This is a genomic window from Legionella stuttgartensis, assembly GCF_977063405.2.
Genome location: NZ_CDRUHA020000055.1, coordinates 74,869 through 94,815 on the forward strand (window position 1 = coordinate 74,869; position 19,947 = coordinate 94,815).

The window sequence follows — 19,947 nt, forward strand, 5'->3', positions numbered from 1 at the left end:
AGACTACAACTCAGAAAATCGTAGCCTGGGTGCAACACTCAATATTATGATTTCATAAAATGATCATAAATAGCGCGACTTGCAAGGGCAATAGCGCGGCTTCGAGGATAATCACTCGCTGATTTTGATTTGACATATACTGCAATTGCAATGTGCCCTTTATTTTTGGGCAAAGTAATAATCCCAACATCACTGACAAAACGATACAGTTTCTTAGAGCCGGGATATCTTAAATAATCCCGTTCATAAATTGACCAAGTTCCTGTTTTATGAGCTACTTTTACATTGGCCGGTAGTAATCCTCTTATTCTACTGCGGCCCGTGCGACATTGCTCCATAATCTTCATCAGAAGATCCGTACTCGATTCTGAAAGCGCTTCCTTTTTATATAATTTCACGAGTAACTTTGCCATGTCATCAGGCGTTGTGGTGTCGCGTATATCTTTTTCAAAACGTTGCCATGCTTGCTGTTTTTCTTTAAGAGGCACACGATTGGATATTTTTTGCCAGGAAGAGATGGGTTGGCGTTTTCTTAAAAATGAATGATCGACGTGATTTGTATCCAAAAACATTTCCATGATGGATCGATTAATAAAAGTATTTTTGAATCCTAGTGCACTCATCCGTTTTGCTACATATTTAGGTCCATTAGCTGCCTGCAATAAGGCATCACTTGCACTGTTATCACTATTTTTGAGTGTATGCATCAATATTTGTTTCAAGGAAATGCTGAGTTTCTTCTTTTCAAATAAATAATGCAATGCTCCAGAACCAGGAACTGAATTACGTGAGTCCATTTTAATGACACGATCTAATGAATCTTTTTTTTCATCAACCCGGTGTAAAAAAGCCATCGCAATGGGTAACTTAATGGTGCTCGCCATGAAAAAACGCTGGGAGCTATTATGTTCAATGATCTTATTCTTCTCTATATAAATGGCAGTAATTCCCATTACTGTATTCGAATTTTTTTCAATAGATTGTAGTTTTTTAATCAGTTCTGCATCACTTGGAGTCGCAAAACCATTCACTGAAAACACAAAACTAAAAAGCCAACATAGTAAGGAACTTTTTTTCCTTAAAATATTGACGCGTTGCGCCAGTAATTTTATTTTCATAAAGTATTAATCCATTTCTCATTATTTTTATTCAATTTTTTAGCGTACATATTAATAAATGTGTCCCTTTTATACGTATTTCAACTCATATGATCAATGTACGTTAGATATTTCCCTATCAGCATGTAACAGTCCATAGTTTTATGAAGGTTTGCGGCCTGGATAAGGGGTGTAAATTTTTTGTACCAATAAATTGTACAAAGCATTATGCAAATTTTTATTCTATTTTTAGGTTGATTACAACCTATTTTACATTTTAAATCACAATCTGTTTATTATTTTTTCTTGAAAATTAATCGTACTCACGTTTGAGATAATATAATTTTTAAGCATGTAACAAAAGATACAAAAGATGGCGCATTAAAATGTCTTCAATGGCGATCAAACTGCGCGTTCTAAACGGGTATATCCTGAGTCAAATTCGAGTATCTCTCTGCAAATAGGTCCGTTCAATATATCCCAGTAATGCATCCTTATTGATTGGCATTTGGGTTAAGCCAATGTATTTATCAGGACGAATCAGGACAGCAGTGGCTTGATTGATTTTAAAGTACTGATGCATTTTTTGATTCTCATCGATTAATAAAGACATTTCTTCAACTGGTAATGTCATTTCAGAACTGGAACATAGGATATGAGTTTTGATTAAACCTTTAAATCGCTGCTCCATTTCAGCTGCCAACTCAAATAAGGGCAGGGATTGATTAGGTACAAGACCAGTAAACAATAATAAATGATGCCGTGTTCCTTGGGTTATTTGGTGTAGCTCCTTTTTCTCCTTACTTTTAGCATCAATCAAAGGGAAATCAATAAGAAACGCACCTATTTTGAACTGTGTCTTTTGACCCAGAACCTTTACAATAGGGCTTTTAGCATAATTTACGCTCAACTCAGCAAGATCGTTAAGGACCAAATTTTTCATTGCATCAAACGACATGGCTGTATGTAAAATAAAATTACGGAAAGCAATCAACAGTGGATTGGTCATCATAATTAAATGAGTCATTACCCCCGTTTTTTTTAAAACAGCAGCAGCAATGGGGTGACGTTCACTGTGGTAACTATCAAGTAATGCATCATGCGCCAACCCTTTGTGTACAAGGGCTAATTTCCAAGCCAAATTGTAGATATCTTGTAACCCAGTGTTTAAACCCTGTCCCCCCATAGGACTATTAACATGAGCAGCGTCACCTGCAAAAAATACCCGACCATAGCGATAATTTTGGATTTGTTTGTGATCGATACCGAATTGGCTAATCCATACCGGATCGTGGAGCGAGGCTTTATCAGTACATCGTAGTTTAAAAGCCTGTACTATATCTTCCATTGTGGGTTCCTGGATCCTATTTTTTTCTGGTGCAGTCATTACGATACGGTACCGTTTTTCACCCATTGGAAAGCATGCAGCAGGGCCTTTGTCACTTACATACAGAATAAATTTATCTTCAGGTAATTTCCAATCAATCAGCACATCAGCAAGCCACCACGTTTGCTTATAAGAAGAACCTATAAATTCAGCATTAACTTGCTTTCTTAAAGTGCTGTGTGAACCATCACACGCAATAACCCAACTCGCCTGAACTGTTTCGATATGCCCATCAACATGTTTTAGGGTGGATACGATATGAGTGGATGTTTGTTCTATTTCCGTAAGCTCGGTTTGCCATTCAACATGTAATCCTCTATCAATCAACCCTTGATGGAGAATTTGTTCTGTTTTGCTTTGAGGAAGATCAATAACAAAATGATAATCTGCTTCAACGTTTTCGTAAGTTGCATCGATTAACTCATGCCCTTTAGATTTAAACAAAACGCCATGTACTTTTTGTCCTTGAATAAGGATTTCTTCAATAAAACCACAATCCCTAAGAAGGTCAAGTGTTCGAATATGAATTGCCAATGCTTTGGATTTATCACTAAGTGTTGATTTTTTATCAATTATCCGACAATTCAAACCCTGACGAGTTAATTCATTTGCACAAAATAAACCTACCGGTCCAGCCCCAACTACTAGTACATCTAATAATTCGTCAGACATAGTCGCGCTCCATGCATTGAATCAGACTCTTATAAACATTACTTATTTTATTGTAGCAATTTTATTCATCACGAGTTCTAAGGGCTAAATTTTTTCCCTTATAACTATCATTAAAAAGTTGAGTTAATCCCTCACGATAAGACGGATAAAGCAAGTTAATCTTTAATTCCCCTTTAATTTTAGCATTAGAAACCCGACGATTACTTGCATAAAATTGCTTTTCCATTGGTGACATGGTTGCTGTTTCATATGAGAGGAGTGGCAAAGGCGGCCGATTGAGTAATAATGCAGCATAAGCATCCACGATATGCGCTGAGGTTGGTTCATCGTCAGCAACATTGTAAATGGAATAAGGTTGCGGATTCTTTATTGAAGCTCGAATGACTGCAGCAATATCCGCAACATGGATTCTGGAGAAGACCTGTCCCTCTTTATAAATACTGACTTTTTTTCCGCCAAGGATTCGTTCTATCGCATTGCGATGCGGCCCGTAAATTCCTGCCAATCTAAAAATATGAAGTGGGATTTCCTGTGTTCTGGCAAAAATCATCCATTCATTTTCTGCAACTAATCTTAATTTACCTTGGATTTCTGCTGCTTTAGAGTCCGATTCCTCCGTTACCCATGCACCATGATGATCCCCATAAACACTTGTAGAAGAAAGATACCCCATCCATTGAATATGCGCTTTGTTTTGCATCATTAAATCACTAAAGCAGGAAAGGACCGGATCGCCTTGTTCTGAGGGGGGGATACTGACTAAAATGTGGGTTGCCTTACTCAAGTAATATGCAATTTCATCCCCATTAAAATCGATAAGCTTGTAATCTTTTTGAACCCCGTTGAGAATTTTATCTTTATCTCGGGTTGTACCAACCACGTTCAAATTCAATTGAGAGAGTTCTCTTGCTAAAAACTCGGCGGTATAACCAAAGCCAAAAATAAAAAAACATGAGGGATTAGGATGATGTTCCATAGCAATAACTTATAAATTGTTCTCAATCCAGCGTGATGTATTTTTACTACCATCAACTAATTTCATGACGCGATTACGAAAATCAGGGCCAGGATCCTCTTTATCGGTTTGATAATTCGGATCGCGTTCAAGCCAAAGTGGCGTGTTTTTAAAATTCAAATATTCGTTATGTCCTATAACATATTTTATTTCAGGATATTTCTTTTTGAGATAACACACTAAAAATGCATTGGCTTTGGTTTGAGCTTCGGTTAGATCATCCTTACCATCTATCCCCCCTATATTTTCAATACCTATCGCATAATGGTTCAACCCGATAACATGTCTTGCCATCCAGTTCTCGGGCATGAGTTGATAAATACTCCCATCACGATCCACTAAAAAATGACTTGAGACATTCAAAGTACCAGGTAATTCTTTGATACGTGGAGAATTCTGCGGAAATGTAGGTGAATCAAATACACGAAAGGTCGTCTTGAGCGTAGAAATACACGTCCAATGCAAGACGATCATTTTGGGCTCAATTTCAATTGACTTAGAGTCAATTCCATAATGAGCTAATTGATACTGACGGGTTAACTTTATCCGCTGTTTATCAAATTGGATCGGTTTCTGATGAATTGTTTGCGAATCATAACAAGAAAATGCATGGGCCAAAGAACTTATGAAAAATGAGCAAAATAGGAAAATTTTCATTTTTTTAATACCATAAAATAAGCAGCCACATAATCGGGCAAATGGCGAGCTGCTTGGGTGAACGCTTCTCTTCCTGCATAACTCCCCGCTAGAAAATCAACTTGATACAAATTGTTTTGGAATGCACCGCCTGTATCAGCAAAAATACCAGCTCGGGTCACCATTTTTCCTGCTCGATCTGGGTATTGTATCAACAACAGTTTTCCTAAACCAAAGTGCTCGAGATCGGCGGCAAAAGTGACCTCTGTATTTACTGTAATTTTATGATCTGCATCTTTTCCATACCCTTTAATCCCTGCTACCGGTTTAAAATACCAGTAACGTTCTTGCTGATAAGGTTTTTTAGCTTTGTCATATGCAATATTGTTGCAACGATGAACATTAAAAATTTGGGTCTGATGATTCGGACCAAAATCTGCGACCAGAGTACCTTGCATTAAAGCCGCCTCCAGATCATCTCGATGGAGATAAGCCAAAGCAGGAACATTTTTATGCGCCAATGCACCTTTCAATATAGCTTGCTTCCCATATTGGAAACGTATCAGTTCAGGTTTTGCATCCGCCTCTTCGAGTGTTAATGATTCTTCATCTCGAGGAAGCCCGTAAAGCGCAAATGGATAGGCTGCGCTAGGCTGGGTTGAGGCTTTCGCACGATGGACATAATACTTGGTCATCAAAATTTTATCTTGGGGCAAATGAGCAAGAAGTGATTTTTTCATCTTTAAAGTCTTGGCTTGCTCCAGATCGGGATACCAACGAACAAAATCAAAATGCTTTTTTATAAACTCAGGATTGTTCAATTCGTTTTGGTGTTGACAAATGAATATCAACGTTGCTTTGACTCGGACTAAAGGTACGGGGAAAACACTACCCTCATGAATAACACGGGGATCATAATGGTTCCCTTTATTTAAATAAGCCAGAGTTTCTTTAGCAGTTGCACATAATGCGGGTCCATTGATCTCATACTGACTCGCTGGAGCTGGTTCAGCAGTTACAAAACGAGGAGCGGCAAAAGCGTGAAGACTTACTAATAATCCATAAAAAAACAGTTTTATTTTCATTGTGTACAATAATTACGTGTGAAAACAAAATGATATCACATGCACATCCTGAAATTCTAAGAATTACACATAGAAGAGCATCATTCATCCCTGATGACGAGTTTTGGTAGCTATTTACCGTGATTTATTGACTTTGGGTAAATAGCTCATGTACTAAGCAGCTTCTGCCTCACCCAATCCAGAGTTATCAGACACGGCTGTTAAGCGATTGAAATGCCAAGAACTATAAAGGGCTCCAAGTCCACAAGCAATTAATCCTAAAGGTAAGGCATTTAGAGTTTGCATCAGCAAATAGGCGCTGATGATTGTTAAAACAGAGGAACCAAACATGCGAACGGTATGAATTATGGCCAGTGCCAGACCAGTATTCTCTTTATAATCAGCCAGCATGATCGACATAGTAGCTGGAGCAGTTAAGCTAATCCCTAAATTACAAATTAATGCAAAAGATAGAGCATACAGATTGAATTCATAAAAGGCTGCGCACACTAACATCGCAAAACCACCAGTAATAATAAACCAACTTCCAAGATAAATGGTCGATGCCATGCTGAAATATTTACGAAGCCAAATACCTAAGTAGTTGCCAACAATAATATTTAATCCATTAATAATAAAAATAATCCCGTACGCCAAAGGTGAAAAACCAAATTGCTCAATAATAATATAGGACGAATTAATCACTGAAAGCATTACCGCTGCAAAACTAAACATCATAATAAAAGAACCACTCCAGAGAGTCGGAGATGGAATAATCTCTTGATAGGCTTTAATTACTTTTTTAACAATAAAAGGTTCTTGAGGCTGGGTCCAAAATGGTGATTCAAATAATCCTTTACGGGATTGCAGCAAGAGTGTTATCCCAATCACAGCCATCAATATAAAATTAGCCTGCCAGCTATAATAGGTAAAAATCAGCGAACCCAGTACCGGAGCAAGGATGGGCGATAGTGAAACAATCATCGAAACATAGGACAGAACCTTGGCACGCTCAACTGTATCATCAAAGTCTCGAGAGATTGAAAAAGCAATTAAATTTGCACAGCATAAAGCAAATCCCTGTAACGCACGCCCCAAAATGAGTACATAGATATTCGGCGCAAAAGCGCAGATTAAACTGGCAAGAACAGCAAGAACTAAACTTCCAGGTAACAAACGACGTCGTCCAAAATGATCGATCAATGGTCCCCAAACGAGTTGGGTCACCCCAAAAACAAACAGATAAATACTTAAGGTTAATTGACTTAAGCTATGCGTGGTACCAAAAAAATTGGTGATATAAGGCAACGATGGTTGATAAAGATCAAAGGTAAGTAACGAAAAGGCTGATAATAAGCCAATAAGCAAAATCGAAGTTCGTGGTTGGGACATAATATTCATTTTAAAAAAAGCAGCGGGCCATTATAGTAAAATCTATTTATTTTTGCTCTAGGTTTAAGGAAAAAGTTGGAATTTTCATCACGATTTTATTGAGTAAGCGATTCCGGACGACTATTAAGTGAGTATTTCCTTCTCTCATTGAGGGAAGAAGGTGCCCAGAGCCTACCCTCTCCCCAAAATTGGGAGAGGGAAAATCTTGATTAACCTTTACGAATCAGGTAATTGCTCCCTGCGTGGATTACTTTCTTCATCCGATTGTCTTCTTCTGGGTTAGGTTGACATGCTTTAAACGAATCTTTTAATGAGGCCACACTAATAGGCAAAACTGGACGACTATCCGTTTCTAAATATCCATCTTTATTCTTGAAAATAGTAAACTGATCGGTTGCAAATTCTTGACACTCGCTTAACGTTTCATCCTGACAAATCGAAAATTTAATCGTTCGTTCAACACGATAAGACTCTCCCACTTCATCTGCAAACACCATATCACCATATACTACGCTATGACGGGTTCCACAAAAATAATAGCCATACTTATATTGACCATTCTCAGTAATATCAGTGCGAATATACCGGCCATCTCCTTGGGTGAGACCATTGAGTGTCACAATATGCCGTACCTCCTCTTTGGGGGCGCTTTCTGCAATTGCCACACCAGTTAGAGCCAATCCCATGATTAATAAAGCAATTCTTTTCATTTTTTATTCCTTATCTGAAAAAAACATCCTCAAGGAACGTGTCTTTAAGGATTAATAACCTACTCAAAAGTCAATTCGGAGGAAAAATTTTTACCAAACTGACATCGCGTTCCCATTATGCTAAGAAAAAATTCATTTGAACAGATAAAAAAATATTGCTTTTTAATCAATAGGAAAACAAATTGTTCGCAATAATACGAAACCAGATGCTATTCCAAATATCCTGGGCAGAAATCGGGCAAAAAGGAGAGTGCAAATGTGATATAAAATTTTATATTGGAAGTACTTAAAATTGATTTACGTACTTCCAATTCACTCAAGAAGATAGCTTACTTAAACACCATTACCTACATTATTAGAATGGGTATTCAGATGAGCATGGCAATCCTTGATAAATAATAAGGTGCCATTATCTGGAGCACAATCTTGGGCGGCTGTGCTTATATCAGGAATATCTACAGACGCACCCGCTTCCCAACAAGAATATGTATTTTTCACACTAAGAGCTGAACATAAAACAACACAGCATTCCCAAATATACCTTTGGTATTAGGCTCTTTCATGCTAGAATAATTTTTGTACATTGGGGGTGCCAGTTATGGCTGAGAGGATGAAACCAACCCTTTGAACCTGATCTCATTCGGCTGAGCGGAGGAAAATGTGTCTATTGTTATGCTCTCAGGTATGATCGCTTTTATTACTTCTTTTATTGGTTTATTGCCACAAATTGTCAAATCATTAAAAACTCGATCCACTCAGGATCTTTCCATGATCATGCTAATTAATTACCTTATTTGTTCTGTGGCTTGGATTATTTATGGAAGTAGTACCGATTCCTTTTTTGTAATCAGCTCCAATGTGGTGGGTTTAATTGTCAGTTTGCTGCTTATCTTATTAAAAAGACATTATGATACACGATGTAATTAATTTAACAGGCTATCAATCTATTTTATGCCTCAATGGAAATTTACCTGACTCATCTTTTTTCGCTGCGATGAATTTGCCCATTATCGCAGCTGATGGTGCCGCAAACAGTTTATTTGAACTTGGAATTAATCCACAGTTAATCACTGGGGACTTAGATTCTGTCCGACCAGCGCTCCTGAAAAACCACCCTTTTCTTCATATACCGGATCAAAACAGTAGTGATTACCAAAAAGCTTTGGGCTATTTAAAAGACCATAATTTATTACCAGCAATTGTGGTTGGGATAAATGGGGGCCATTTGGATCATATACTCAATAACATGAATATCTTTATGGAAACCAACTGTCTTTTATATGCTCCACCTATAAGGGGTTTTGTGCTTAACAAACAATCCAAAATAAATCTGTCATTGCCAGTACATACAAAAATTTCATTAATGGGAATACCAGAAGCAACCCTCTCTTCATTAGGTCTGCATTGGGAGCTCAATGACACTCCTCTTTCCTTTCCAGGGCAAACCTCATGCTTTAATCGAACTCAAGCACCTGAAATCGTTTTGGAGGTTCATCATGGTTCTGTTTTAGTTTTAATTTATGAACAAATGATTGATGATGCAGCGCTATCTGCCCGATAGACTCCATATCAATATTGTCCAATCGCCACACATCATGTAAAATTTTAATTTACTACAATAGAGCAACGCTCACCTTTAGTGATTAAAGTGACGATACTGTCTTTGGTGAGAACTTGGGAACCGCATAAAACATCGGGTCCAAATGCGGAATTTTTTCTAAATCCAAACACATATTCTTTATTTACAGGTCCTTTTCCTTCATAAGATTTTCCTCGAGACCCTGCTTTTTTACCATCCACAGTAAATCCTAATGCAGCAGCTGTTTTTTCATTCGTTTTGACATGCACGCGAATCGTATCATGGGCAATGGCTTGAATTGAAAATGAAAGGATGACAAGGCCACTCAAATTTTTTATGGTATTTCTTATCATAATAAACACTCCTTGTTTATGAACTTTTAATATACCTCATTTAATGAGTTAAGTTATAGATAAAATATTTACGGCATCTCTTTCATGCTTTTTCTAATTAAAGAACTGTTCCTCAAAAAAAACAAATATTCTTATCTTTCAATAAAGAATAATGAATCCTTAAAAGACATTCTTGAATTCCAACCTAGATACACTATGATAAATATATGAACGATATGAGTATTTTTTTATTAATTTGTAATGCTTGTAATCCCATAAAATCTAAAGGTAAATAGCAATATATGCCCAATAAGTTAAGGATTTAATTATGTTAGCTAGGTTAAGATTTTTTAAAAGTCGTGTCCCTGCAAATGAGGTATATTCTACCATACATGATGTTCACGCCTCACACAGACCTAGCCTTCTATCTGGAAGTTTATCTGGCACTCTTTGGCGTCATGATAGTGTCGAGAAAACATTAATTAAGGTAACCACTGCCAGTGAATATTTAGATTTACAAAAATCGGCAATGAGAAATTTCGAGCGTTGGAAAAAATTAAAAGCAGAAATCAACGCTTCATTTGAACCAAGAGTGCAAGTCGAATATCAGGATTGGGGTACGGCCACATTAAATGCAACTAAACACCAGGCAGTAATTTATAGCGTATTAAATATGGCGAACTCTCGCTATCCCGGAGGTGCTGTATTAGAAGGTGGGAGCGCCCAAGAAGAAAATATGTGGCATCGAAGCTCATGCTTACTTTCACTTATTGATAAAATAGTCACATTAGATAAACAAACCAACCTTTTTGTATATACTGAAGAAGGCACGGCGTTAGTCGAAGCCAGAAAAAAAATGACCCAAAGAGAGCGAGATATTCTAAAAGAACGTGCCCCTATGGTTTCTGGAGAGGCGTATAAAACCCTTCATAGTACAGAACCTAGAATATGTTTTAGAGGCCCGGAGATATTACTGTCTTCGCTCATGGAGGAGTATGGGAGCTCTGGGCAAACTGCAAGTCCAGAATTGAGTTACTCATTCCTCCCTTCAGACAGCATTTTTCCTTTTTATGAATTAAGATCCGCTGCTCCTGAACATTTCGCTGAATCCCAATCGCAAGAGCCTAGCGTATTAAAGACACATCAAGAAGATTTACGTCGGCGAATAGCAGCCCAACTGGATACATTAATTCTAGCTGGGCAATCTCATGCTGTCCTGGGAGCTTGGGGTTGTGGTGCGTTTAAAAATGAGCCTGAACTTGTAGCCCGAACCTATGCTGAAGAAATCGAAAAAAGAGCTGAGTATTTTCAACATCTTCTTTTTCCAATAATTAATACCAACCCACAATCTAATAATTTTGATGTGTTTGAAAATGTATTAAATGGGATAAAACTGGGCCCCTCTTCCACCAATAGTTTAAAAATTTAAACCAATTTAATGTGTTACTCCTTATCCTACAACATCCAGATGGGTGTTTACCCCCCAATGTCTGCAGGCTTTAAAAAATTTTTTTAAAATAGTTAATTGGAGTGAAGCTTACTTTATAATATGTAGGCAGGATTTTAATCCCCAAATAAAAGGAGAGTATTAAAGATGTCTTATGAAAAACAACAATCCACCTCAAAATCAGTAACAATGTATAATCTTTTAAATTGGAGCACGATATATCGTGGTTACAATGCCCTGGTAGCCTCACTTGTTTTGTTTCAGTACATTAATAACCCAGAGGCTGCAGCGATTGAATATCTTCCCGATGTTGCAATTCATGCATTTGAAGCAATCGCACCTAACTCATTAACTAATTTGGCTGTAGGCGCCAATTTAGCTCGGGGAATACAAGCAGGATTCGCCTTTTTTTCAGGTAGCTCTACTATTCCCAGTGTCGCTAATGCAACTGATGTATTAAACCATGGAGTGAATCTTTATCATCGATTATCCTGATTATGAGAAAAATAAATCCTATTGAATTCATGTAGAGTTCATGACTTAAATTAATAATTGAATAGCCCGGGGTCTGCAAAGTTCCGGGCTACTCTAAAGGATAGTTAATGTGCTGTTTCTTTTTTAGCCTCACCAAACAACCAATCCATACTTACCTCCAGCTCATTAGCAATTTTTTGCATGGAGTTAGAATCCAAAGCAACGACGCCGTGTAATAGGGCTTCGATTTTAAATTTTGGTAATTGGAACAGTTTAGAGCATACTTGTACGCGTTCTGTCATTAGGGCAGGAACTCCAAGCTCATCAAGCTCTCGATTTAAACGTTCAGTTAGTTTCTTGTTTGACATGGTAGTCTCCTCTTTACTTTTCACCAGTGTAAAACAAATAAGCTTAAGGATTGATTAACAAAGGAAACTTTGGCATAAAAATTAAATTGAACACCAAAAGCTCAACTTTTACCTAAGTGCTTATTTATTTTTTTAGCACTTTCGGTTAATAAATTCTTATTGGAATAAAGAAAAAAGTACTAAGTAATGTTATTAATAAGCAAATTACCTCAAGAACTTTTAATCATGAGCAAAATAAATCTAGAAGAATATCTTAAAAAAATAAAAGTTATCGTGCCCCATTCGCTAACGGATGCAAGCTGCGAGGAAAAAATTAATTTTTTAAGTTCTATCTATTTGGCTCATATTAAGACTTTTCCTTACTCAAATATTGAATTACGGAAAATTTCTAAACAGCATCTTCTCCAAAGGAATTCATTATCGTTTTTTGGCTATAAGAATTTGCTTTCTGAAGAACATGGGGGGTATTGCTTTCAAATAGCAGCTTTATTAAGTGATGCCTTATCACAGCTGGGGTATGAGGTCTCATTTTGTGCTGCACGAGTCCTGCTCGGAGCAACTCCAAACGACCCTGAACTTCTTAAACTCCCTCCTACACATCTTGTATTAACGGTTCCAATTGGAGATCAGAAGTTCCTTCTCGATCCTGGGTTGGGTTCATCGGCTCCTCGATTTCCAATACCCATTACAGAAACAAATGAGTCAATTGTGCAAAATGAAGATGAAATTAAGTTTTATCCTATCGGTAACGTTCATGTTCTTGAGAAAAAAACCAGACAAGGATGGTTTCGTTTGATGCAAACCGACTTAGCTCCCATCAGTGAGCAACAAGTAGCAATGAATTTACTCAAGCTACAACGACACCCTACACCCATTGGAATTCGCGACTCTAAAACTGTAATTGGGATCATTACCGAACATGGTCGAAAATCATTAATTTGGGATGCGCAATCCAAACAGTTGAAATACTCTGCAAATGAAGGAACCGAATACACACAAAAAACGTTAACCAGCTTTTTAGAGGGGAGCCAAATACTTGCAACCGAATTCGACATCCAACATATTTCAGCTAAAACTTTAGAAACCTACTGTACAGAAAACGTACCTTTGCCAATAAAACCCTGGACCATTAATTTTCCTTTGGATCAATTTGAATTGAAGGAAATGGAAAAAAATTTGAGACCTACTTTTTGATCTCTTTGGTTTTTATACACGCTGATTTTCGTTTAAACGTGGCTTTTATTTTTTAACAGTTAATATAAATGGGATACATCGAGCAAATTTTGATCTTTTGCGGGTCTACCTTCAGTTTGAGAAATTTCTTACACGAATATGAGATAAAAAGACGATGATAATTTAAAACATTTTGTTATCCTTACTTCAACGAGGAATGACAGTGGATGTCTTAAAAGGAATTTATAGCATCATGGAAGACGCTATTACCACAGGGATGTGGTTACTCTCCTCGTTTTAGTCTGCATATAAGTCTGATTATGCGCCCGTTAATCAGACTTACTCCATTTTCTTATTTGCTATTCAATTTATTTTCTCAATGATTCAAGCAAAATTTTTTTTAAAACCCTAACTAAGAACTACACCTTCAACCCAATTATTTTCTTTTAGAGCGCACCCATAAGTCTATTTGCCTTGTTTTTAATCGGATAATATTTTTTTTCGCAACACTGACATTCATATATCATTGAGACCAAATTGGGGCCTGTAAGTACAAATAATATCTTGACTCAAGCTCATTTGTAGTACATCTTATACTTACGCTGTCCTTTGGAGCCAAAAGATGATCACTAAGCTATTTAAATGGCTTCAAAGTGATGAAGAAAATGTTCATTTATCCAATCAAATCCTGTCTCGAGATCTTCTTGAATTTGAACAAATTCAAGCAAGTCAAACAAACCGTATGCTTCTGAGTAATGTTCGACTTGCCAAGTTAGAAGGCCTTGATACGCGCGAAGATACTAGTAAGTTAGAACAACACATCTTGTTCATGGATTATCTTCAATTTTGCAAAAATGAATTCGAAGAAAATCCGCAAGACTCTATATTTTTAATTACCCTCAAATATCTGCTCCCCAAAGCTGATAAAGAAAATCCTTTTCTAAATACTAAATTGAATGCGTTATTTGGGGCTTTAATGCAAGAAGACAGCGGCAATACGCTTAAGTTTTATCAGCAAAATGAAGCATTATTTAAAGATCGTTCTGAAATTCAAAACCGCGTTGAATCTGAGTTGCATCAACAGAGATTTAATGACGCAATTAAACGTGTTGAACGCAATTTAAGCTATTTAAGCAACAAGTTATCCAATCAAACAAATCCTTTGGGGATCATTGGATTATGCAGGGATTGGATTGGTGATACAGAGCAGTTCACAGCATTAATCCTGTGGTTATTACAGCGTAAGGTAAGTTCCGAACAAATTCTGCAAGCTTATTTACTTCATGATTTCTTGAAATACAATTTATTTACTTTACACTCTGAAGACAGTGAAGTTTTCCACTTATATGCTTTGCTCAATCATTTTCCAGAAGCCAAGCTCCTTGTCGAGGATGCCCATAAAACGGGTAGTGATGAGCGCGGATTTCAGAACTATACACTCGATGGATTCTTCAGTGAGCAAGAACTTCAGCATATTCAGAGAAAGCAACAACCTTTACAATTTTCCTTAAACGCAACGAATTTTTCAGCATTACATGAGTTATTTGGAGCAGCATTCCTAATCGCAGCCGTAATTACCAGTGAGGAACATACACATTCGGAATGGTTAGAAACATTACGAGATACTCTAAACAAAGCTGAAACGCGCACAAAAGAACTACCTGGCCTTATTAATGTAATTGCGCGCGAATTCTCCCCGGCAATCCTAGAATATTTAGCTCATTTAATTGACGATCAAAATGCCCAAGAACTTTTATCCAATAATGAAGGGGCTGTATTTTATCTATTACCTTATAAACCAAAACTCTCTGAATACATCAACGAAGAAAATGTTACTGAATTTATTCATCAAATCACCCTAAAGCATACTTCTGATCCTGAGCTTATTTTCCAATTAATGGCATTATTCTCGTTACTTTCAAAGAAAAAGGGTGCTGTTACGCAACTCGTATTCCAAGCGATAATCGATAATCTTGTACAACATCCACTTCTCTTGGAAGATGAAAAATTATTGCGTCAGCTAAGAAGATACCCCAATTGCAAAGCCATACTTTCCCAGCAAAGTGAACAAATAAAACAGCGCGTCACTGAATGCATAATAGAACAAACTGCCGATCGTGCATTTAGCAGTCACAATTATCAGATTATCGAAGATATTTGGCTTGAAGCAACTCGCAAACTTAACGTACTTACACTCATCGAACCGCAAGCGAAATACAACCTCAATCATAAGTATGCATTACAAGCAAAAATCGCTGAAACTGCTTTTCTTTTCCATGGAACCCAGTTTGATTTGGATTCCTTTATTGATGCTCTATCAATACCTCCCACAACTCCCGAAGATGGGGTCGGTGAGTACGAGCGTGCTCTTATTGAAATTCTTGCAACGATTGATGATGAATTAATCAGAAAACAAATCATTGAAAAACTAGAAAGTGTTCCAATACAACGACTTAATTGGGTAGAAAAAGAATACGAAGGTAAAACCATTGTTCTTAAGGCAGCAAAATATGGCAATCTTGGTTTAATCACTCTTATGGAGGATCAAATCGCTTCGGAAGATTTTAACAAAGCAATAATTACAGCAGCAAAAGCCAATCAATGGCATGTTGTATCGCATCTGAGTCAAATCGATGTAGTGCAACTGTCCCAGGACGAACTCGAACAAATCATGCTTTTGGCGGCAGAACAAGATCAGTTAAACGTTATAAAGTGCCTCTTGAAGACTTACGATTATGAACCCTCTACTACAGAAATTAGTAGATTCCTTAATCAGGCTATTAACAATGGCAAGCCCAATGTTGTTAAATATTTTTATAATTCTGCTGAATATATGCCTAACCAATCAACAATCAATAAATTCTTTCATTCAGCAATCGAATTGGGATTTTGGGATATTGCTCTATTTATTGCGGAGTCGGAACAACATGCTCCCTCGCTTCCTGCTATTGAAAAAGCATTTAACCAAGCAACAAACAGTATGCACGTAGCGGCAATACAACGACTTTGTAATTTATCAACAAATGCTCCACGACCGCATGTCATCCAGAAAGCTTTTGTAAAAGCGTGTCAGGCAGGTCATTTACCTGTAGTTCGATGCCTACATGACCTACCTGGAAAATTAGTTCGAGGAGGATTTGAAGAAGCAGTGGATCAAGCCATTATTAATGGGCATACAGATGTTGTTACCTACCTATATAGCGCTCCTACTTATTCCTCAAATCAAAGCTTGGTAAATCATGGACTTGTAACCGCCGCAAAAAAAGGAAAGTCAACACTTGTTGAGTTTTTTTGCTCCATGACAAGCAAGATCAAACCAACTCCAAATGCGGTGAATCAATCATTAAATTGGACGGTTAAATGCAATCAACCGGAAACATTGATTACTCTGTGTCGTTCACCACTAAATCCGCCAAGTAAATCGGCTATCAAGGGGGCTTTGCTCCTCGCGGTTAAAGAAGGCAAGCAGAGTTTTGTGGCGTATTTATGCGAAAATGAAATGAACTCACTCAATCCACGGGCGATTGAGGAGGCGTTGAAATTAGCAGTGAAATTTAAACAACCTGAAATTGTTCGCTATTTATGCGAACTTTCGATCCATTCACCGCAAAAAGAAGCGCTAAGAATGGCTTATAAGAGAGCAGCTTCCAGTGGTCAAAACGAAATTGCCGACTATTTAAAAGAACAATTACACAATAAACTAAACCCTAAAAAAGTCGACCTTGAAATTGATGTAAGTTCAGGAACAGATAACGATTCAGATGTCATTTCAGAAATCGATGTCTTCTACGAAAGTGACGTTGAAACAGATCATAAGCCAAATGCTCATGACAACAGTTCTGAAGTTGAACTTGATCCAGAAATTGACGTCGGAATCTCATTAAAAACCTATGGCTTTTTTAAAACAAAAATCTCCAAAACCTCTTCTGTATCCATCGATGCACCTAAACCAGGTGTTTCCACTAATTAGTAACAAGCAAGCCTAAATGCATCACAGCACCTATACTAAAATAGTGAGAACGATGAAAAAGAGAGGGTAGAATCTTGGGTATCCTCAAATACAGAACCTAATCAAGGAATTGGGAGCGCTTTATGCAAGGATATTGTATTCAAGCAGCCATGTTTCGGCTACCGACCCCTTTATTTAATCGTTTTGTCCATGATTTTTGGATTTTAAGGGAGATTGAAAGTAATGCTGTAGTCGCCCAATTGCACGGACTTGCCACCTCGAGAAAAAATGGTTGTATCGTCCCTATTGGCTACAATAGAGATCATAGTTTAAGAGCTTACTGTATTGCATATGATCCTCAATTTGCCAAGCAATATGGTTTGCAGACCGGTACTTTTGCATTACCGATTCATGCATACCACACAGTGTATCAACAAGAGGATGCGGTAAAGCACTGGCTACAAGGAATAAACGCAGTTAAAACAATTAATGCGTTGGATCTTAATTATCCTGCCTACGGATTTAAAATACCTTTATCATCAACCATCAATAGTAACTCCATTTATCATACTTTTGCTCATGTAATGGATGTCCCGTTACATACCTTTGCTGGATTTTTTCATATAGGTATTAATGTTTCTCTGTACGAGCAAATTAAACCAAATTTATAAATAAAATTCAGTAACTTAGCGATGTAGAAAACTCAATCTAGAAATCTTCTTTTTTTATAAAATAACTCTTTACCCTTCTTGGTATTTTAGGTAGTCTTCGATTTTTTAATTAATGAATAAGGATCTTTCATGCCTAACTTCTCTGTGTTCAGCATCTATGAAAAAGAAATGCGCGCATTCATAAAAAAGGTTGCTGAAACAACTTCTTTAGACCAAGATAAATTGACTGCATGGCTTTATAGTGAGGGAGTAATGCAATTTCGTGGCGGCCAAAGTGCAGATTATTATCCTTACGTTGAAGCGAATATAAAACAATTTGGACATCGACCATTAATCTCCAAACAACATTCTATGGGCCAAATATTAACTGGCTTAATGACACTAAAAAATGCACTCCTTAACCAATTTGCAAAAGAAGAGCCTGAACTTAAAGAGCAGTTAGAACAGCTATTTGTAGCAAATCTTTATTCCGCTATAGAACATCATTTACCTTTTATTCTTATTCAAAGTGAGATTTCTACTGAACTAAGTGCCTATCAAGATAAAAGTGGTCCACTTAAGCCTGCAGAAGCTCTTAAAATTTCAATTAAGATGTTTGAAGAAAAACGTATAGCGAACCCTCAGTTGGAAGAAGATTTTAAGAATCAGCTCTCGCTCATGAACGAATTTTTAGCTTTGTTAGATATGCAAGCAACACCTCCTGGGCAACTATTCTTTAAACCAAGTGACAATAATCCTGATAATCCAACAGCCCAATTTTTCACGATAAAAAACAGTTAAATAAGTGTTTTTTAATTAGATTGTTCGCAGTTTCTGCATTATTGAAGTCTGGGTGACGGCTCAAACCGTAACCCAGGAAATCTGCGCCAGGAAACCTGGGTTACGCTTTGTTTCACCCAGGCTACAACAGCTATTAATAACATTCCACGTCAAAGCGCAATCACATCTGTTTGTGAAGGAATGGAATAGATCCCTGTGGTGTTTGTGTCGTTTGATAAAGTTACCGTCATGCCCAGGTTATTCGCAGGTAAACCATCTATAAGTACATTAAAAGCACCTGTTAGCGGCGTGACTAAAAGCATAAACGTTCCTGAAATCACTCCTCCCATAGTCCCAGCCTGATCTCCATTTGATTCGGGAATAATGGTTCCTGTATTACAACTAGGTGATGAATTGATTAATACCGCAGGAACGAAATCAACGCTCATGAGCCAAGTACCAATATTCATAAAAGGATTAGGAACGCCTCGAGGAGGCATTTTGCAGATATCAATTGGACCAGGAGTGAGTACTTCACCCCCTATCATACACGCCATTGTCATTTGATCACCCTAATTGAATTTGTTTCGCAGCAATTTTAGTATCACCCTCGGCATGTATTTCCATTTCATCGCAATCAATTCGGTAATTGTGTTTTACAATAGTTCGTAATCGGCCCAGAAGTTGATGTTCCAATTCTTTTACCCATTGATAAACACGTAATGCTTGGGTATTAATTGTGTCACTGATTGTTTGTATATACTGACAAATTATCTTGAGTGATTGATAAGAAAATGTTAACTCTTCCCCACGAAAGTGAGCATGTGTTATCGAAAATTTCCCCGTATCACAATCAATATTTTGTGATGATGCACTTAAATTAATGGTGTCATCGGCCATCAGGCTAATCGTCGGTGCTTTAAGTTTTAAATTGTTATCCTCACCAACCAGACTTAAATTCTCCCCCAATTTAATCGATAAAGCGGCTGATTGATGACGATGAATAATTGATAAAATATAATAATTATTTGCATCTTTAAAGAGTAATACTTCATCATCAACTAAAGGAGTGAGTAAACAGGAAAAAGCTGGCTGAGCGCTAACCAATTGTCCTTGCAAAAGAATATGGTAGGTATCATCTGAAAAGAATTTAATTTTTCCCTTCAGCAATTCGCCTTTGGTACTTATACTGGCTACATCAGATTCAAGCATGATGAATTCC

Annotated in this window: 20 protein-coding genes and 1 riboswitch; of the genes, 8 read left to right on the forward strand and 12 right to left on the reverse strand. The window is 37.2% G+C overall.

Annotated features, from left to right (window positions below; all coding sequences use genetic code 11):
- Positions 1–44: 44 nt before the first annotated feature.
- From bla to ACWTEW_RS13415, 8 genes are all read right to left on the reverse strand, one after another.
- On the reverse strand, positions 45–1,118 hold the full coding sequence (gene bla / locus ACWTEW_RS13380) for a class A beta-lactamase (protein WP_454782142.1): 1,074 nt from the start codon (positions 1,116–1,118) through the stop codon (positions 45–47).
- Positions 1,119–1,533: 415 nt separating this feature from the next.
- Entirely contained in the window at positions 1,534–3,156 is a 1,623-nt protein-coding gene (locus tag ACWTEW_RS13385; RefSeq protein WP_454782143.1) for an FAD-dependent monooxygenase, read from the reverse strand.
- Positions 3,157–3,217: 61 nt separating this feature from the next.
- A complete protein-coding gene (locus tag ACWTEW_RS13390) occupies positions 3,218–4,132 on the reverse strand; it encodes an NAD-dependent epimerase/dehydratase family protein (RefSeq protein WP_454782144.1) in 915 nt (304 codons plus the stop codon).
- A gap of 9 nt (positions 4,133–4,141) precedes the next feature.
- Positions 4,142–4,828, reverse strand: a complete 687-nt coding sequence (locus ACWTEW_RS13395; RefSeq protein WP_454782145.1) for an N-acetylmuramoyl-L-alanine amidase — start codon at positions 4,826–4,828, stop codon at positions 4,142–4,144.
- On the reverse strand, positions 4,825–5,892 hold the full coding sequence (locus tag ACWTEW_RS13400) for a hypothetical protein (RefSeq protein WP_454782146.1): 1,068 nt from the start codon (positions 5,890–5,892) through the stop codon (positions 4,825–4,827). Before ACWTEW_RS13400 ends, ACWTEW_RS13395 begins: the two co-directional genes overlap by 4 nt.
- Positions 5,893–6,045: 153 nt before the next feature.
- Positions 6,046–7,263: a multidrug effflux MFS transporter gene (locus ACWTEW_RS13405; RefSeq protein WP_454782147.1), complete on the reverse strand. Its 1,218-nt coding sequence runs from the start codon at positions 7,261–7,263 to the stop codon at positions 6,046–6,048.
- 209 nt (positions 7,264–7,472) lie between these two features.
- Positions 7,473–7,973, reverse strand: a complete 501-nt coding sequence (locus ACWTEW_RS13410; protein ID WP_454782148.1) for a hypothetical protein — start codon at positions 7,971–7,973, stop codon at positions 7,473–7,475.
- Positions 7,974–8,306: 333 nt separating this feature from the next.
- A complete protein-coding gene (locus ACWTEW_RS13415) occupies positions 8,307–8,471 on the reverse strand; it encodes a hypothetical protein (RefSeq protein ID WP_454782149.1) in 165 nt (54 codons plus the stop codon).
- A 77-nt stretch (positions 8,472–8,548) separates the two neighbouring features.
- A riboswitch (TPP riboswitch) is annotated at positions 8,549–8,647 on the forward strand.
- Here ACWTEW_RS13415 and ACWTEW_RS13420 point away from each other — a divergent pair.
- Together ACWTEW_RS13420 and ACWTEW_RS13425 are read left to right on the forward strand one after the other, a co-directional pair.
- Positions 8,634–8,900, forward strand: coding sequence for a SemiSWEET family sugar transporter (locus ACWTEW_RS13420; RefSeq protein ID WP_454782150.1), 267 nt, complete (start codon positions 8,634–8,636; stop codon positions 8,898–8,900). It overlaps the preceding riboswitch by 14 nt.
- Positions 8,881–9,534, forward strand: coding sequence for a thiamine diphosphokinase (locus ACWTEW_RS13425; protein WP_454782151.1), 654 nt, complete (start codon positions 8,881–8,883; stop codon positions 9,532–9,534). The genes ACWTEW_RS13420 and ACWTEW_RS13425 overlap by 20 nt, the downstream gene beginning before the upstream one ends.
- Before the next feature lie 44 nt (positions 9,535–9,578).
- On the opposite strand, the gene ACWTEW_RS13430 is transcribed toward ACWTEW_RS13425, so the two are convergent.
- Complete coding sequence (locus ACWTEW_RS13430) at positions 9,579–9,905, reverse strand: hypothetical protein (RefSeq protein ID WP_454782152.1); 327 nt, start codon at positions 9,903–9,905, stop codon at positions 9,579–9,581.
- A gap of 307 nt (positions 9,906–10,212) precedes the next feature.
- On the opposite strand from ACWTEW_RS13430, the gene ACWTEW_RS13435 reads away from it, so the two are divergent.
- On the forward strand, positions 10,213–11,313 hold the full coding sequence (locus ACWTEW_RS13435; RefSeq protein WP_454782153.1) for a poly(ADP-ribose) glycohydrolase domain-containing protein: 1,101 nt from the start codon (positions 10,213–10,215) through the stop codon (positions 11,311–11,313).
- Between the two features lie 165 nt (positions 11,314–11,478).
- A complete protein-coding gene (locus tag ACWTEW_RS13440) occupies positions 11,479–11,826 on the forward strand; it encodes a hypothetical protein (RefSeq protein ID WP_454782154.1) in 348 nt (115 codons plus the stop codon).
- 104 nt (positions 11,827–11,930) lie between these two features.
- Here ACWTEW_RS13440 and ACWTEW_RS13445 read toward each other — a convergent pair whose 3' ends face one another.
- Positions 11,931–12,173 carry a hypothetical protein gene (locus tag ACWTEW_RS13445; RefSeq protein WP_454782155.1) on the reverse strand — a complete coding sequence of 81 codons (243 nt, stop codon included), beginning with the start codon at positions 12,171–12,173 and terminating at the stop codon, positions 11,931–11,933.
- 225 nt (positions 12,174–12,398) lie between these two features.
- Here ACWTEW_RS13445 and ACWTEW_RS13450 point away from each other — a divergent pair, with 225 nt between their 5' ends.
- From ACWTEW_RS13450 to ACWTEW_RS13465, 4 genes are all read left to right on the forward strand, one after another.
- Complete coding sequence (locus ACWTEW_RS13450; protein WP_454782156.1) at positions 12,399–13,367, forward strand: arylamine N-acetyltransferase family protein; 969 nt, start codon at positions 12,399–12,401, stop codon at positions 13,365–13,367.
- Positions 13,368–13,968: 601 nt separating this feature from the next.
- A complete protein-coding gene (locus ACWTEW_RS13455) occupies positions 13,969–17,316 on the forward strand; it encodes an ankyrin repeat domain-containing protein (RefSeq protein WP_454782157.1) in 3,348 nt (1,115 codons plus the stop codon).
- Positions 17,317–17,438: 122 nt separating this feature from the next.
- Positions 17,439–17,966, forward strand: coding sequence for a hypothetical protein (locus ACWTEW_RS13460; protein ID WP_454782158.1), 528 nt, complete (start codon positions 17,439–17,441; stop codon positions 17,964–17,966).
- Positions 17,967–18,095: 129 nt separating this feature from the next.
- Complete coding sequence (locus tag ACWTEW_RS13465; RefSeq protein WP_454782159.1) at positions 18,096–18,746, forward strand: hypothetical protein; 651 nt, start codon at positions 18,096–18,098, stop codon at positions 18,744–18,746.
- A 149-nt stretch (positions 18,747–18,895) separates the two neighbouring features.
- Here the strand turns inward: ACWTEW_RS13465 and ACWTEW_RS13470 are convergent, their stop codons facing one another.
- Both ACWTEW_RS13470 and ACWTEW_RS13475 read right to left on the reverse strand, forming a co-directional pair.
- A complete protein-coding gene (locus tag ACWTEW_RS13470) occupies positions 18,896–19,288 on the reverse strand; it encodes a PAAR-like domain-containing protein (protein WP_454782160.1) in 393 nt (130 codons plus the stop codon).
- 4 nt (positions 19,289–19,292) lie between these two features.
- On the reverse strand, positions 19,293–19,937 hold the full coding sequence (locus ACWTEW_RS13475) for a DUF3540 domain-containing protein (protein ID WP_454782161.1): 645 nt from the start codon (positions 19,935–19,937) through the stop codon (positions 19,293–19,295).
- Positions 19,938–19,947: the final 10 nt, after the last annotated feature.

What these genes read in the sequence shown, in the direction of transcription:
- bla (WP_454782142.1), bottom strand. Translation starts at nt 1,118, where the DNA reads ATGAAAATAAAATTACTGGCGCAACGCGTCAATATTTTAAGGAAAAAA.
- ACWTEW_RS13385 (WP_454782143.1), bottom strand. Translation starts at nt 3,156, where the DNA reads ATGTCTGACGAATTATTAGATGTACTAGTAGTTGGGGCTGGACCGGTA.
- ACWTEW_RS13390 (WP_454782144.1), bottom strand. Translation starts at nt 4,132, where the DNA reads ATGGAACATCATCCTAATCCCTCATGTTTTTTTATTTTTGGCTTTGGT.
- ACWTEW_RS13395 (WP_454782145.1), bottom strand. Translation starts at nt 4,828, where the DNA reads ATGAAAATTTTCCTATTTTGCTCATTTTTCATAAGTTCTTTGGCCCAT.
- ACWTEW_RS13400 (WP_454782146.1), bottom strand. Translation starts at nt 5,892, where the DNA reads ATGAAAATAAAACTGTTTTTTTATGGATTATTAGTAAGTCTTCACGCT.
- ACWTEW_RS13405 (WP_454782147.1), bottom strand. Translation starts at nt 7,263, where the DNA reads ATGTCCCAACCACGAACTTCGATTTTGCTTATTGGCTTATTATCAGCC.
- ACWTEW_RS13410 (WP_454782148.1), bottom strand. Translation starts at nt 7,973, where the DNA reads ATGAAAAGAATTGCTTTATTAATCATGGGATTGGCTCTAACTGGTGTG.
- ACWTEW_RS13425 (WP_454782151.1), top strand. Translation starts at nt 8,881, where the DNA reads ATGATACACGATGTAATTAATTTAACAGGCTATCAATCTATTTTATGC.
- ACWTEW_RS13430 (WP_454782152.1), bottom strand. Translation starts at nt 9,905, where the DNA reads ATGATAAGAAATACCATAAAAAATTTGAGTGGCCTTGTCATCCTTTCA.
- ACWTEW_RS13435 (WP_454782153.1), top strand. Translation starts at nt 10,213, where the DNA reads ATGTTAGCTAGGTTAAGATTTTTTAAAAGTCGTGTCCCTGCAAATGAG.
- ACWTEW_RS13440 (WP_454782154.1), top strand. Translation starts at nt 11,479, where the DNA reads ATGTCTTATGAAAAACAACAATCCACCTCAAAATCAGTAACAATGTAT.
- ACWTEW_RS13445 (WP_454782155.1), bottom strand. Translation starts at nt 12,173, where the DNA reads ATGTCAAACAAGAAACTAACTGAACGTTTAAATCGAGAGCTTGATGAG.
- ACWTEW_RS13450 (WP_454782156.1), top strand. Translation starts at nt 12,399, where the DNA reads ATGAGCAAAATAAATCTAGAAGAATATCTTAAAAAAATAAAAGTTATC.
- ACWTEW_RS13455 (WP_454782157.1), top strand. Translation starts at nt 13,969, where the DNA reads ATGATCACTAAGCTATTTAAATGGCTTCAAAGTGATGAAGAAAATGTT.
- ACWTEW_RS13460 (WP_454782158.1), top strand. Translation starts at nt 17,439, where the DNA reads ATGCAAGGATATTGTATTCAAGCAGCCATGTTTCGGCTACCGACCCCT.
- ACWTEW_RS13465 (WP_454782159.1), top strand. Translation starts at nt 18,096, where the DNA reads ATGCCTAACTTCTCTGTGTTCAGCATCTATGAAAAAGAAATGCGCGCA.
- ACWTEW_RS13470 (WP_454782160.1), bottom strand. Translation starts at nt 19,288, where the DNA reads ATGACAATGGCGTGTATGATAGGGGGTGAAGTACTCACTCCTGGTCCA.
- ACWTEW_RS13475 (WP_454782161.1), bottom strand. Translation starts at nt 19,937, where the DNA reads ATGCTTGAATCTGATGTAGCCAGTATAAGTACCAAAGGCGAATTGCTG.